Source organism: Algoriphagus sp. (assembly GCF_030694375.1).
Classification (GTDB): Bacteria; Bacteroidota; Bacteroidia; order Cytophagales; family Cyclobacteriaceae; genus Algoriphagus.
In genome coordinates, this window is the sequence record NZ_JAUXYL010000007.1 from 360780 (window position 1) to 374680 (window position 13901).

14 protein-coding genes are annotated in these 13901 nt (G+C 43.9%); 1 reads left to right on the top strand and 13 read right to left on the bottom strand.

Going from position 1 to position 13901, the window contains the following annotated elements:
* Position 1: 1 nt before the first annotated feature.
* The 12 genes from Q8M62_RS02820 to rpsT all read right to left on the bottom strand — a co-directional run bounded on the left by Q8M62_RS02820 (position 2) and on the right by rpsT (position 11260).
* On the bottom strand, positions 2 to 988 hold the full coding sequence (locus Q8M62_RS02820; RefSeq protein WP_304899160.1) for a TRAP transporter substrate-binding protein: 987 nt from the start codon (positions 986 to 988) through the stop codon (positions 2 to 4).
* Between the two features lie 214 nt (positions 989 to 1202).
* A complete protein-coding gene (locus Q8M62_RS02825; RefSeq protein WP_304899161.1) occupies positions 1203 to 2234 on the bottom strand; it encodes a Gfo/Idh/MocA family protein in 1032 nt (343 codons plus the stop codon).
* Between the two features lie 105 nt (positions 2235 to 2339).
* Entirely contained in the window at positions 2340 to 3353 is a 1014-nt protein-coding gene (gene yiaK, locus Q8M62_RS02830) for a 3-dehydro-L-gulonate 2-dehydrogenase (protein ID WP_304899162.1), read from the bottom strand.
* Between the two features lie 44 nt (positions 3354 to 3397).
* Positions 3398 to 3790 carry a VOC family protein gene (locus Q8M62_RS02835; RefSeq protein ID WP_304899163.1) on the bottom strand — a complete coding sequence of 131 codons (393 nt, stop codon included), beginning with the start codon at positions 3788 to 3790 and terminating at the stop codon, positions 3398 to 3400.
* A 227-nt stretch (positions 3791 to 4017) separates the two neighbouring features.
* Positions 4018 to 4791 (bottom strand): zinc-dependent peptidase, encoded by a 774-nt coding sequence (locus tag Q8M62_RS02840; RefSeq protein WP_304899164.1) that lies wholly within the window; start codon positions 4789 to 4791, stop codon positions 4018 to 4020.
* 61 nt (positions 4792 to 4852) lie between these two features.
* Complete coding sequence (rny, locus tag Q8M62_RS02845) at positions 4853 to 6418, bottom strand: ribonuclease Y (RefSeq protein WP_304899165.1); 1566 nt, start codon at positions 6416 to 6418, stop codon at positions 4853 to 4855.
* 66 nt (positions 6419 to 6484) lie between these two features.
* Positions 6485 to 6769 (bottom strand): cell division protein ZapA, encoded by a 285-nt coding sequence (locus Q8M62_RS02850; protein ID WP_092729309.1) that lies wholly within the window; start codon positions 6767 to 6769, stop codon positions 6485 to 6487.
* A gap of 1 nt (position 6770) precedes the next feature.
* Positions 6771 to 7055: a hypothetical protein gene (locus Q8M62_RS02855; RefSeq protein ID WP_304899166.1), complete on the bottom strand. Its 285-nt coding sequence runs from the start codon at positions 7053 to 7055 to the stop codon at positions 6771 to 6773.
* Positions 7056 to 7057: 2 nt separating this feature from the next.
* Positions 7058 to 9472 (bottom strand): phenylalanine--tRNA ligase subunit beta, encoded by a 2415-nt coding sequence (gene pheT / locus Q8M62_RS02860; protein WP_304899167.1) that lies wholly within the window; start codon positions 9470 to 9472, stop codon positions 7058 to 7060.
* 105 nt (positions 9473 to 9577) lie between these two features.
* Complete coding sequence (locus Q8M62_RS02865) at positions 9578 to 10198, bottom strand: DUF1684 domain-containing protein (protein WP_304899168.1); 621 nt, start codon at positions 10196 to 10198, stop codon at positions 9578 to 9580.
* Positions 10199 to 10894: a DNA repair protein RadC gene (gene radC / locus Q8M62_RS02870; RefSeq protein ID WP_304899169.1), complete on the bottom strand. Its 696-nt coding sequence runs from the start codon at positions 10892 to 10894 to the stop codon at positions 10199 to 10201.
* Positions 10895 to 11005: 111 nt separating this feature from the next.
* On the bottom strand, positions 11006 to 11260 hold the full coding sequence (gene rpsT / locus Q8M62_RS02875; protein WP_092729314.1) for a 30S ribosomal protein S20: 255 nt from the start codon (positions 11258 to 11260) through the stop codon (positions 11006 to 11008).
* Positions 11261 to 11470: 210 nt separating this feature from the next.
* Between rpsT and Q8M62_RS02880 the strand changes: the two genes are divergently transcribed.
* A complete protein-coding gene (locus Q8M62_RS02880; protein WP_304899170.1) occupies positions 11471 to 12409 on the top strand; it encodes a zinc dependent phospholipase C family protein in 939 nt (312 codons plus the stop codon).
* 65 nt (positions 12410 to 12474) lie between these two features.
* On the opposite strand, the gene Q8M62_RS02885 is transcribed toward Q8M62_RS02880, so the two are convergent.
* A complete protein-coding gene (locus Q8M62_RS02885; RefSeq protein ID WP_304899171.1) occupies positions 12475 to 13779 on the bottom strand; it encodes a pyridoxal phosphate-dependent aminotransferase in 1305 nt (434 codons plus the stop codon).
* Positions 13780 to 13901 lie beyond the last annotated feature (122 nt).

Genomic DNA, 13901 nt, shown 5'->3' on the forward strand with positions numbered 1-13901 from the left:
GTTAATTGACTTCTCGGATTGCACTGACTATAGCATAGATCTCCGGTTGCTGAACCTTGAGTTGTTCATATACACTTTCCACTGCCTTACGGAAGGGTTCTTTGTCCGGATAAGTAATGGTGACACCTGCGGCTTCAAGCTCTCGCATGGATTCGGCAGTGGATTCGGCCCAAAGTTTATATTCATAGGTTGCAGATTCGTCAGCCGCTTCCTGAACCCACTTTTGCTCCTCCGGGCTAAGTCTTTCCCAGACTTTGGTACTGATGATGACCACATCGGGTATCGCAGTGTGCTCATCCAAGCTGTAAAACTTGCAGACCTCGTAATGCTTAGAGGTGTACAAACTTGGGGGATTATTTTCGGCTGCATCCACGATTCCCTGCTGCAGCGCTGTGTACAGTTCTCCATAGGATACCGGTGTCGGTGAACTTCCAAAGCTTTTGACCATACTTGCAGCAGTTGGGCTTTCCATTACCCGGACTTTGAGTCCGGCGAGATCTGCCGGTGTTTCCACCGGTTTGTTTTTGGTATAAAAACTCCGCTTTCCTGCATCGTAATAGGTCAGGCCACGGAGCCAAAACTCCTCTCCATCCAGCAAAAGTTGCTTTCCGATCTCACCTTCCAAGACTTTGCGCTGATGCGCATCATCTCTAAACAAATAAGGCATCCCAAAAACCTGCATAGTAGGTGCAAATCCCTCCAAGGCAGCTGCAGAAACCTTGGTCATTCCCAGACTCCCGATCTGCAAAAGCTCAATCAACTCACGCTCCGAACCCAATTGCTGATTGGGGTACACCTTCATGATGATTTTTCCTCCGGATTTCTTTTCCACCTGCTCTGCCATAAAAAGCATGGCCTCGTGAACGGGATGATTGACCACTTGTGCATGACCCAATTTGATGATTTTGACATCCAGCGGCCCAGAACAGGAAATGGGCAAGAACCCGGCAAGTAGAATGAAAACAAAAAGAGTAATGGTCTTATTCATGGGCTTACTGTATTAGAAAAGGGACTACCAATATTAGATTTTCCTCGCATAGATTCCTCAGAAATTACGGAATCGATTTAAAACCAATTTTTTTGATGAAATGAACACATTAACACAATACAATTCGGACTCTTGTACGTTTCCTAGGCTCGCTTTACTCCCCGAGATTCAGTTTTCGGGTATCAGGAATTCTAAAAGGAAAAAACCCTAGTCACTAGGTCTTATCAGAAAAAGGGAATTCAATGAGCTTTCCCTCCTTTGATGAAAAATAGATCGCCCGGATCAGCTCAACTGATTTTCGGGCAGTTTTACCATCTACGACTGGATTTAAATTTTCCTTAATAGCATTAATAAATAATCTCCATTGCTCCAAGTGCAATTGATGGCCTATCGCCGTAGGATCCGAAGCCCCCGATCCACCGGCATTTTCAGTTGGTTTTACAGATTCAAAACTTCCTTTTACATTCCATTGCGTTAGTTTTCCAGCTTCCAGGATTGCACTTCCTTCCGTCCCAAAAATCTCAATCCGCTCCGAATATCCGGGATAAAGTGCAGTGGCTGAAGTAATATTTCCCAAAGCTCCATTTTTGAAATTCACAATGGCAGCTCCCAAATCCTCCCCTTCGATAGGATACAAGGTCGTCTGAACCTGCCCAAAGACGCTTTTCACCTCGCCCATCAGATCCAAAAGCAAATCAATTGTATGAATACCTTGGTTAATCAATGCGCCTCCTCCGTCCGCCTTCAATGTGCCTTTCCAGTTGCTGGTGGAATAGTAAGCAGAATCTCTAAACCAATTGACGTAAGCATTCCCCATAAGGAGTCGACCAAAAACACCATCTGAAACTGCCTTCTTCAGTTTTTGGTAATCCTCGGTAAATCGGTTTTGGAATATCACAGCGAGTTTAACCCTGTTTTCTTCGCAGCAGGCTATCAGTTGGTCAGTTCTATCCAGATTGATTTCAATTGGCTTTTCGATCATAAGATGTTTCCCCGCTTTCGCAGCCGCTAATGCCGGCTCCAAATGCATCCCGCTCGGGGTACAAACGCAGACAATAGCTAACTCAGGCAAACTCAGAAATTCATTCAAATCCGAAAAAACGGAAATTCCAAATTGAGCTTTTGCTTTTGCAGCACTTTCGGGATTGGGATTGTACAATGCCACTAATTCCGCTCCTTCAATTTCGGCAATAGCCTGGGCGTGTTTGCCTACGATTGACCCTGTTCCGATGATTCCGATATTCATGTGATTATAATTGTTTTTTAAAGGCCATCCCGATTGCTATCGGGAGGAATCTCGCATTTATTGTAATTATCCCACTGGGTGATATTACTAGGTTCATGCTCAATTTCATACTTCTAGTTGTTTAAGGATTTCTTCCCAAGTGAATTCTTGGACAGGAATTCCACTTTTTAGATTTTTCGAACGGATTTGCAATACTTTTTCCCCGGGAAATCGAACGGCTTCACCTTCAAAAACGGCAGAATTTTTAAGATTATCAAGGATGGTATCAGTCTTTTGCTCCATCCATTCCATCAAGTCCAACTTGACTGGATCAAAGCAGATAAAAACCTGAGAAAGACCATATTCATCACCATTGTGGTCAACCTCATGTGTGGAGTTTCCCCCTGAAAGTATAGACACCAGCAAATCCAGCATCAAAGAAAGGCCTGCCCCTTTCCACAGACCCATGGGCAAGGCAAGGTGATTTTCCAAAATCACTTTTGGGTCTTTTGTCAGCTTTCCTTGCTGATCAAAACCTCCCTCATAAGGCAACTCCTGACCTCTTTGCGCAAACAGGCTCATTTGGCCATACGCAAATTGCGACATGGCCATATCCAGAACCACGGGAGATTCCTTCCTGGGAATCCCTACTACAAGCGGATTATTACCAAGGATGGGCTCACTTCCACCCCAAGTTGGCATATTGGGTTTGGTATTGGTAAAGCAGATTCCAATGCAGCCGGCATCAACTGCCTGCCAACCAAAATTCCCTCCCCGCATCCAGTGATTCGTCTGGGCAAGGGTGACACAACCAATTCCAAACTCCTTGGAAAGACTGATAGCCCGCTCCATTGCAAAATGTGCATTTAGATTTCCCGGCCCCAAATTACCATCCCAGCGCTCAAACATTCCGATTTTACTCAGTATTGTTGGTGAATGGGATGGTTTGACATAGCCCTTTTCTATAAATTCCAGGAAAAGCGGAAATCGGTTGACCCCGTGAGACCGGACTCCATCCAGATCAGTTTTCGCAAAAAGAGTAGCGCAGCGAATCGCACGGCTTTCCTCAAAACCAAACTTCAGTAAAATCTGCTTGAGCGTTGAAACCAACTCGTCAAACGATACCAGAACATCATTCATATTCGCTTAAAGAAAGAAAAAATGGTCACAAATCCGAAATTTGATTAATGGTCTTTCAACATGAGTATTGATCTTTTGCAAAACTGAATACAAATTCCCCAAGGATCTCTGAGCATCACCAGGTGAGAACTATCTGGCAAAATATCATCGCTCATTTCACTTGCCCCTGCATTGATCAATCGGGCTTTATCTTTGGCAGGGTCCTCTGATACAAAAGCCAAATGAACTGCCAAGGGATGAAAGCGGGTGAAATCAAGTGTTTCACCTTTGGGATTACTGTAGATTTCCAGCAGTATCGTACCACTGTCATCTGCGAGAAAAGTCATGTATGGCGCTTCAGTCATCTTTTTCACCACTTTCAATCCAAGGTGAGCTTCGTACCAAATGGACATTTCTTGGGCATTTGGGACATTTAGTGCAAAGTGTTCGAATTTCATGTGTTTATAATTGTTTTTTAGCGGTCACATGGAATCTTCGCATGGTCGATAATCACCCCAGTGTGTGACTTTTTAGTCATGCCTGTCTGCCTCAGGCAGGCTCGATTTCATGTGTTTATAATTTGATTTTTATTTGTCACATGGAATACCCTAAATAATCATCCCCCTGTGTGAGAAGCCATTCTCATGGGCATTTCATGTGTTTATAATTTGTTTTTCAGTTCGGATTAATTCATTTCAGTTTTGGCCCAAACCCGGGGGTCCAATTTCATCAGTCGCACCAGAGCCAGGTACAACTCCTGCCTAGAACGGAAAAACTCCCAGGGTCTTTCGAAGAAATTCTCGAGTGCCACAGCAAAAAACTCGTGTTCATTGAGCGCGGCATTTTCCCTGAACAAAGCGTTTTCCCCGGATTTCACCTTCTCTATTTCCTCAGGAACGAGGGTTTTGTAGGTTTTCCATGCCTGAGGCTCAAATTCCTTTTCTCCATCTGTGTCAATTTGGTTTGCAAGTTTGAGCGCATGGGCTATTTCGTGAATACCAAGATTCACTCCATCATTTTCATCCAAAAGTCCTTCCACAAAACAACGCCAAGAGATCACTATCAGTCCGAATTTGGGGTTGACTTCCCCTCGGTGATATGTTTTGTTAGATGTGCTGTAGTAGGCATTGGGATACACCAAAATGGTATGAAAATGCGCCAAACGGAGTCGCTTCCAGCCAAAAGTAACCATGGCAATCGTGGCACTGATTAAAAGCTCCATTTCCGCTGTCACTTCTAAGAGTCCTCCACGCGGTATAAATTTTTTTGTAGAAAGGACCATCTCGAGTTTTTCCAAAAACTCCTTTTTGTGCTGTGGATTCAATCGATTAAAAAATGAAAAATACTTCTCCAGATAAGTCAGGTCTTCTTGACTTAATTTCCTTTTAAAAAGTAAAAAACGAGCCTGCTCCATCCACCATCTCGCTCGCTTCAACAAGTAATAACTTCGAATCATCATGAAAACAAAAATGGCAATTACCTAAAGGTAATTGCCATGGATTTGCTATGCAAATGGTTCCTTATCTCGCGTAGTTGACTGCTCTCATTTCACGGATTACAGTCACTTTGATTTGACCAGGATACTGCATTTCTTTTTCAATTTTTTGAGAAATATCAAAGGAAAGCTTACCGGCAGTTTGATCGTCCACATTGTCCGCATCAACAAGGATACGAAGTTCTCGACCTGCCTGCATCGCAAAGCATTTGTTCACTCCGTCAAACGCAAGCGCAAGCTCTTCAAGCTCTTTGAGGCGCTTGATGTAGCTATCCATGATTTCGCGACGTGCGCCCGGCCTTGAGCCTGATATCGCGTCACAGGCCTGAACGATCGGGGATATCATAGAGGTCATTTCGATCTCATCATGGTGAGCACCGATGGCATTGCAGATTTCGGGATGTTCTTTGTAGCGTTTTGCCAACTCCATTCCAAGTACGGCGTGCGGCAATTCCTGTTCTTCCGGCCAGACTTTTCCGATATCGTGAAGTAATCCTGCACGCTTGGCAAGCTTGGCGTTGAGACCCATTTCAGCAGCCATGGTAGCGGCCAGTTTGGCCACTTCTCTGGAGTGCTGAAGGAGGTTCTGTCCGTAGGAAGATCGAAATCTCATCCGTCCCACCATCCGGATCAATTCGGGATGAAGCCCGTGAATTCCCAAATCGATGCAGGTACGCTCACCGATTTCAACAATTTCTTCCTCGATATTTTTCTCGGTTTTTGCAACTACTTCTTCAATTCGTGCCGGGTGGATTCTTCCATCCTGCACCAATCTATGAAGTGAAAGTCTGGCGATCTCTCTTCTTACCGGATCAAATCCGGAGATAATGATCGCTTCTGGCGTATCATCCACCACGATTTCCACACCGGTAGCCGCTTCCAGAGCCCGGATGTTTCTTCCTTCCCGACCGATGATTTTACCTTTGATATCGTCGCTTTCAATGTTGAAGACAGATACACAGTTTTCCACTGCATGTTCCGTCGCCGTGCGCTGGATGGTATCCAAAACGATCTTTTTCGCCTGTTTGGTAGCGGTCAATTTCGCCTCATCCAAGATGTCTTTGATCTGTGAGGATGCCTTGGATTGTGCCTCTTCGGTCAACATTGTAATGATCTGATCTTTGGCTTCTTCCCGGGTCAGCCCGGCGATTTTTTCCAAATCGGCAATCCGCTGATTAGTGATTCGGTCAAGCTCTTCTTTTTTGACTTGGACCGAGTGAAGTTGGGCACTCAGATTTTCCTTCTTGCTGTCAAGTTCGGCTTCTTTTCTTTTCAGTGCTTCCTGCTCTTTGGACACTTGACTCTGGAGTTGCTTGACTTTGTTTTCGTTGGTGATGATGATACTTTTCTTGTTATTCATCTCCTCGTCAAACTCCGACTTCAATTTCAGATACTTTTCTTTAGCCTCCAGTATTCTGTCTTTCTTGATCGTCTCTGCAGTAAGCTCAGCCTCCCGAAGCATGGACTTGACCCTGACTTGGGTCTCTTCTTCCAACTTCGCATTTTTATTTTTAATGAAAAATCCCGCCAATGCGGCACCCCCACCAAGCCCTACCAGGGCTGCGAGGATGATAAATAGTACGTCTGCCATAGGTATTTATATAGTTATACTACCTCTCCGGCTCCGAAAATCCCAGAAACAAGTGGATATCAATAATCAAACAGCCTTTGTCAACAAAGCTGAAATATGGGAAAGACTTTTACGAACATGTTCGCTGTCTTCAGCATTTACCTCATTGGTTTCGAGAGACTCTACCATGCAGTCAAAAGCTACCATGGCAAGCAAATCCTGAAAGTCATCCAAACCAAATTCGGCTTTATATTTCCTCAATTTTTCATTAATCAACTTCCCGGCATGCCTTATTTTAGCCTCATCTTCAGGCTTTACACGCATAGGATATTCCCTTTCTCCGATTTTCACTCTGATGGCCAGCGTCTCCATATCATTCGGAAAGGTATGTGATCAAATGATCGATTTCTTGTATATAATTATTGATTAAGTCACTCATTTCGGTGGCATCCTCTGGATTCACCGGTCGGTTGTCCACAATGTTACTAATTTTAATCTTATTTTTAAAATGATGGATTTCCTGCTCTTTTTCCTGAATCCCCTGCTCCAACTGAGACAAACGAGCCTTTAACAGCTCATTTTCAGCAGATACCGACTCCAGTTTTTTACTGACCTGTACGGCCAGTTTTTCCAATTTTTGCAGTTCCTCGTGAATCATTTTTAGCTTCTGATGATTGCTCCCACCTGTTCTTGGAAGGCCTGAATCAATTTACTCATTGTTTTCTCAATTACCTTATCGGTTAGGGTATTTTCCTGATCCTGCAGGTGGAAACTCAAAGCATAGGCCTTTTTCCCCGAATCAATTTTATCCCCCTGATACACATCAAAAACTCCGATCTTTCTGACCAATTTCCCTCCCGCTTTCTCAGCTACTGATTTCACCTGATCATATGTCACAGCCTTGTCAATGACCAAAGAAAGATCTCGACGGACTTCGGGAAACTTGGAGATTTCCTGAAATTTCTTCAAACCTGATGCTTTTTTGGTCAATAGATCCCAATCAAGTTCAACAAACCAAACGTCCTGACGAACTTCAGCAAGCTTTAGAATTTTCTCATCGACCAAGCCCACTGTTCCGAGTACCTTTTCTCCCAATTTCAAAGTCAGACCATAGCTAAACGGTGCTGACTCATTCATTGAAACTTGTCCCACCTCGATATTCAGTCGCTCAAGAATTCGCTCTACGGTTGCATAGAGGTCCGAAAAACCGAAAGGCTTCTCAGGTTCAATCCAACTTTCAGAAGAACGGTTTCCCGAATGGAAAATTGCCAGCCTTCTTCCTTCTTTGTAGCCTTCCGCTATTTTCTGATAGACCGTTCCAAACTCGAAACACTTCAAATCAGTCTGTCTGCGATTGATATTATGTGCCAATACCTCCAGGCCATTGAACAGCAGGGTCTGACGCATGACGCCAAGATCCTCGCTGAGCTTGTTGAATATTTCCACATTTACGGCCGAATCCACAAAACCTGATTTCTCGGCATAAACCGGTTTGGTTAGGCTGTTGGTGATCATTTCAAAATACCCCTGCCCGGCCAGCATCTCAGTCATTCGGTACTGAAGCTTGTTCAGATCTTTAACTGGATGTTCCGCCAAATAATCGGTTTTGAGGTTTTCGGAAAGCTCCACTTGATGGAAGCCATAAATCCTTAATATTTCCTCTATAATATCAGCTTCTCGGGTCACATCGACACGATATGGCTTCACGATTGCCGTGAATCCGTCGTTGGTTTCATTTTCAACATTGATATCGAGACTTTCCAAAATGGACTTCACTTCGGAAGGAGCGATTCTCTTCCCAATCAGTCTATTTATATGGCCGTAGTTCACAGCGATCACAAAATCCTGAACAGGATCTGGATAAAGATCGATGATTTCAGAAGCAACTTTGCCTCCGGCAATTTCCTGCAGCAAAGCCACTGCACGCTTAAGTGCATAAACCGGCATATTCGGATCCGTTCCCCGCTCAAATCGGAAGGAAGCATCCGTTTTCAATCCATGAAACTGCGAGCCCTTACGGATTACATCCGGAGAGAAATAGGCGGATTCCAAGAAAATGGATGTCGTCTGATCACTAACTCCAGAATGATTCCCTCCGAAAATTCCCGCAATACACATACCCCCGGTAGGATCACAGATCATCAGCTCTTCCCCCGAGAGTTTCCGCTCCTTCCCATCCAACGTGACAAAAGGTGTTCCTTTTGGAAGCTTTCCTACGATGATTTTTCCACTGGAAATCTTATCCGCATCAAATGCGTGGAGCGGCTGTCCCAAATCATGCAAAATGAAATTGGTGATGTCCACAACATTATTTATCGGCTCCAAATCAAGGGATCTCAGAAAATTCTGAAGCCATTGAGGCGATGGCCCAACCTTCAGGTCCGTCATCACCACTCCTGCATAGCGTGGGCAATCCACTGGACTCTTAACTTCCACAGTGACTGTCGGCCCGGATATTTCTGAAATCAAAGGATTCTCTTCAGGAAGGTAGACCGAGCGGCCTAGCAAAGCCTTCAAATCTCTGGCAACTCCTAAATGAGACGCCGCATCTGCACGGTTTGGTGTTAAGCCGATCTCCAAAACATGATCCTGAGAAACTTCAAAATACTCGGAAGCCGGGGTTCCATTTGGTAGATCCGTGTTCAAAATCATAATGCCGGCATGGGAAGTTCCAATACCGATTTCGTCCTCAGCGCAGATCATACCTTCGGATGCTTGACCACGGATTTTAGCCTTTTTGATTTCAAAAGGCTCTCCTTCGCTTGGATACAGTTTTGCTCCTACAGTAGCTACGACTACCTTTTGCCCAGACGCCACATTTGGAGCCCCGCAGACAATCTGAGAAGGGGTACCCGTACCAATATCCACAGTAGTAAGGCTGAGTTTGTCCGCATCCGGGTGTTTTTCGCAGGTCAAAACCTCCCCGATCACCACACCTTCCAAGCCTCCACGGACAGACACAAATTCCTCAACCGCTTCCACTTCTAAACCCGAGCGGGTAAGCAATACGGCGATTTCTTCTGGGCTTTCTGTTAGAGAAATATATTTTTTTAAGCGATTAATCGAGATTTTCATAAATTTCTTCTTGCAGGAATCTGATCCTGATCTTCAACAAAAAAGGTGCTTTTGCACCTTTCATAAAACTGATTGGCAAATTTATAAGAATTGCTTCGGGCTTTCTTATTCTTTGTAATTTTTCTCCCCTGCTTCCAAGGCAATCTCCAAAAGATTTTCTTTGGGAGGAATCGGACAGGCATAGTCGGGATTGTAGGCGCAATAAGGATTGTATGCAAGATTAAAGTCCAGTGTGATACTGTTTTTACCATCTTGCCTTACATTCAGGTAGCGCCCACCGCCGTAGGTTTCTCCCGCACTCGTGGCATCAGCAAAAGCCAAAAAGAAATTCCGCTTGTCCGCTTCGTCCATCGCCTGGAGTAACAGCAATTTATTTGTCCTTCCTCCTAATTCAAATTCGGCAAAGGAATGTTCGATATACCGTTGCTTTGAACCGTCTGTCAAAGGGACTTCCCGTACTTTTTTGTTTTCGATCGGTAATAAACGGGCTTTGACTTTGTAAGCAGGATTAATGTCATAAAAGGTCAACTTGGTAAACCCTCGTTTTTGCTCCTCAGTCAATGGTGATTCGATATTAAACCGGATAAACTTAAACTGCCGCTCCCGCTCTTTTTCGATTTTCTCCACATAGGCTTCGGGGCTTTCCGCCGCTGTAAACATGTAGGCGACAGCGGTGATCACCACCAATCCAACGGCAATGAGTAAAATGTAATTTGATTTTTTCATTTAGAGTATGCCTTCATCGGCGAAGCTAAAATAGCCACGATCTCCAAAAATTACATGGTCCAATACAGGTAAATCCAATTCTCGCCCAATTTTGACCAATCTTTCGGTCAATCGCTTGTCCTGTTCGGAAGGAGATAGATTGCCGCTGGGATGATTATGAACTAAAATAACGGACTGAGAGACCTGCTCAAGTGCAATTTTAAAAACAATTTTAGGATCCACAACGGTTCCTGATGTCCCGCCTTGACTCACGAGTTGCTTTTTTATCACATAATTTGATCTCGACAGTAAAATCAGGTAAAAGTGCTCCACGATTTCATCGTAAAGTTCCGGCTTCATCAACTCGTAGATGTCCCGTGAACTGGTGATTTTAATCCGTGTCTGGGGTTCTTGTTCTTTACGTCTTCGCCCAAGTTCCATTGCCGCCACGATGGAAATCGCCTTTGCTTCACCGATTCCTTTAAACTTCATGAGGTCTTTGACGGACATTTTTGCCAAGGAGGCAAGGTCATAACTGACCTCACGGAGAATCATTCGGGAAAGATCCACGGCACTGATCATAGGAGTACCCGAACCAATCAGGATTGCGATTAATTCTGCGTCTGAAAGCGATGATTTCCCCTTGAGCAATAGCTTTTCCCTAGGACGGTCTTCTTCTGCCAATTCGGATATTTTAATCGAAGTAGCCTGACTCATAAGCAGTTCTTTAAAAAAGGTTGTACAAAAAGTGTAACTAAAACTAATCAGAAAAAGGCATAAAAAAAACCCTGCTTTTGACAGGGTTTAGGTAGGATAGTCTTTAAGAGATTAAGCCAAAGCGCTTACGAACTTAGCCAATCTTGATTTCTTGTTACTAGCGTTGTTTTTGTGAATCACATTCTTCTTTGCCAGTTTGTCCAACATAGATGAAACCTTCTTGTAAAGCTCTGTAGCTTCTACTTTATCAGTTGCAGCTTTCAATCTTTTGATGAAAGTTCTAGTGGTCTTAGCCTGATATCTGTTTCTCAAACGCTTCGCTTCGTTGGCACGAATTCTTTTAAGAGCTGATTTGTGATTTGCCATATCTTGTTTTTAAATAAAATCTTTACGTTCCCCTATTCCGAATTGGAGTGCAAAGTTATTGTAAATAATTAATTCTGCCAAAGTAATTTGAAACATTCCTTTTAGCGTTATCTTTTTCTAAAATAACATATTTGGCTCCAAGCCTAAAACAGGACGTAAATATAGGTCTTTTGTCTTCGAATAAGAGAAATCTTTTGACTATTTTCAAAAATGAAGATTTTTATGATGTGGGCTTTTAGCTTTCTTTTTTGGTTTCCAAGTTTTGAGGACTGGGGGTTCTATGCACATTCGCTGATCAATCAACAGGCTGTTTACTCGCTCCCACCCGAAATGATCGGTTATTACAAGCCTCACATTCAGTTTATTACTGAAAAAGCAGTCAATCCTGACCGTAGACGATATGTCGTAAAAGGCGAAGCTGAAAAGCATTACATTGATTTGGATCATTACGGAGACAGTGCGCTTTTTATTTTACCGAAATACTGGCATGAAGCCCTGAAAAAATTTCCTGAGGACTCTCTTAGGGCCAACGGCATCGGACCTTGGTCCGCTTATCTCACGCTGATCAGCCTGACAAAAGCCTTTGAACAAAAGAATTCCCAAGCAATCCTGAGACTTTCAGCGGACTTGGGACATTACATTGGAGACCTCAATGTCCCGCTCCACACCACTAAAAATTATAACGGTCAATTGACCGGACAGGAAGGGATTCATGGTTTTTGGGAAAGTCGGGTGCCGGAATTGATGGCAAAAAACTATTCCCTTTGGGTTGGAAAAGCAGAATATGTGGAAAAACCGCAACTCGCACTCTGGAATGCAGTCGAAAATGCACACAGTCAAGTGGACAGTGTATTGCGAATCGAGCGGGAACTCACCAAAAACTTTCCGGAAGATCAGAAATACAGCTACGAGGAGCGGAATGGACTTACAGTCCGGGTTTATTCCAGAGATTTCACAGAAGCCTATGCTCAAGCCTTAGACCATCAGATTGAGCGGCAGATGAAGCGCTCCATCAAGATGATCGCTGACTTTTGGTATACCGCTTGGGTCAATGCCGGTCAACCGGATTTAAGCACCTTGAAAGGCGCTGTAGTTGAAGAAGAAAAACTGATTCCGGATCCGAAATTGAAGGTCAGAGAGCATTTGTGAGTAGTGAGCAGTAAGTTGTAAGTGGTCCCTTCAAAACTCATTATTCACTTTTCACTACTTACATTTTACGACGAAAGGTACTGGACGATCGCCTTCCCAAGTCTCCTAAATGTATCCTTAAACACTTCCTCATTTTCTTCCAGAAGTGTCACTCTGAACCCTCTCAAATCCGAACAAAATGAAGAAATCGGCACCACACAAATCCGCTCAGAAGCTAACAAATAATACACAAATCGCTTATCCAAAGGCATCTCCGAATCATTAAGCCAAGAATCCAGCAAGCTTTTCAACTTTTCGTCTTCGATGGGTAAACTTTGATTTGGATTCAATAATTTCTCATCAAAAACAATGGTATTGTAAAATGCTCCTTGCGTTGGATTGAATTTGATTCCAGGAATGTCACCCAAAATCTCTCGCATCCAATCGCTTCGTTTGCCTATCTCAGCATTTGCTTTTTCACGATACGAATGATATTCAGGATGGCTCATGATTTTCGGGATTGCCAATTGAGGCAAAATAGTGGAGCAAACTTCGATCATTTTCGCATTTTCCAGCGTTTGGCAAAGCTTTGCAAATTCTTTCGAAGAGTCCCGATTGTAAAACTCCATCCAACCACAACGAGCTCCCGGCCATGGGAATTCTTTTGAAATTCCTTTCAGTGAAATTGCAGGTCGATCTCCGATCACTTCCGCCAAAGCCACAGCTTTAATTCCGTTATAGGTGATGTTTTGGTAAATCTCGTCAGCAATCAGCAACAGGTTAAACTCCTCCGCAATCTTCACGAAACCTTCCAAAACCTCCTTGGGATAGACCATCCCTGTGGGATTGTCGGGATTGATAATCAGGATACCGACGATCGACGGATTGTACTTCACCTTCATGAACAGATCCTCCATATCCGGCAGCCATTGGTTGTCCGGGTCAAGCTTATAAGTAATCGGAGCGGTATTGGCATGTGCAGCTTCCGCTGAACTGTGGGTAGAATAGGCGGGCGAAGGGCCGATAATCCGAGCCGTTGGAATTAGAAATTGGTACAACTTCGCAATTGCATCACCGAGCCCGTTGAAAAAAAGAATGTCTTCAGCAGTGATTTGGCTTCCTCCTTTTTGATTGTTAAGATCTGCGAGGAATTTACGGGTCTCCAGAACTCCTTTGGAATCGGCATAACCGTACGTTTTGTCTTCCTTAAGCAGTTCGGCGATAATTGCTTTCATCCAATCCGGCACGTGATTATGCTTTTGGATGGGATCACCGATGTTTTCCCAGGTCATGGCATAGCCAAGCGCTTCAATTTGGCGGGCTTTTTTTACAATTCCACGGATCTCGTAATTCAATTCTTCTGCTCCGGGTCTGAGGAGTAGCTGTCTCATAGGTCAATAGGCTGGTTTGGAAAAAATTCCGATACAAATAAAAGGAAAAGGGGGTTGAAAAATCGGGCAACCCAACAAAATTCAAAAGAATTGGAATAGTCAAGAAAGGGAGGGCTTACCTA

Coding starts and splice junctions, on each gene's coding strand:
- Q8M62_RS02820 (WP_304899160.1), bottom strand. CDS start 988: ATGAATAAGACCATTACTCTTTTTGTTTTCATTCTACTTGCCGGGTTC.
- Q8M62_RS02825 (WP_304899161.1), bottom strand. CDS start 2,234: ATGAATATCGGAATCATCGGAACAGGGTCAATCGTAGGCAAACACGCC.
- yiaK (WP_304899162.1), bottom strand. CDS start 3,353: ATGAATGATGTTCTGGTATCGTTTGACGAGTTGGTTTCAACGCTCAAG.
- Q8M62_RS02835 (WP_304899163.1), bottom strand. CDS start 3,790: ATGAAATTCGAACACTTTGCACTAAATGTCCCAAATGCCCAAGAAATG.
- Q8M62_RS02840 (WP_304899164.1), bottom strand. CDS start 4,791: ATGATGATTCGAAGTTATTACTTGTTGAAGCGAGCGAGATGGTGGATG.
- rny (WP_304899165.1), bottom strand. CDS start 6,418: ATGGCAGACGTACTATTTATCATCCTCGCAGCCCTGGTAGGGCTTGGT.
- Q8M62_RS02850 (WP_092729309.1), bottom strand. CDS start 6,769: ATGGAGACGCTGGCCATCAGAGTGAAAATCGGAGAAAGGGAATATCCT.
- Q8M62_RS02855 (WP_304899166.1), bottom strand. CDS start 7,055: ATGATTCACGAGGAACTGCAAAAATTGGAAAAACTGGCCGTACAGGTC.
- pheT (WP_304899167.1), bottom strand. CDS start 9,472: ATGAAAATCTCGATTAATCGCTTAAAAAAATATATTTCTCTAACAGAA.
- Q8M62_RS02865 (WP_304899168.1), bottom strand. CDS start 10,198: ATGAAAAAATCAAATTACATTTTACTCATTGCCGTTGGATTGGTGGTG.
- radC (WP_304899169.1), bottom strand. CDS start 10,894: ATGAGTCAGGCTACTTCGATTAAAATATCCGAATTGGCAGAAGAAGAC.
- rpsT (WP_092729314.1), bottom strand. CDS start 11,260: ATGGCAAATCACAAATCAGCTCTTAAAAGAATTCGTGCCAACGAAGCG.
- Q8M62_RS02880 (WP_304899170.1), top strand. CDS start 11,471: ATGAAGATTTTTATGATGTGGGCTTTTAGCTTTCTTTTTTGGTTTCCA.
- Q8M62_RS02885 (WP_304899171.1), bottom strand. CDS start 13,779: ATGAGACAGCTACTCCTCAGACCCGGAGCAGAAGAATTGAATTACGAG.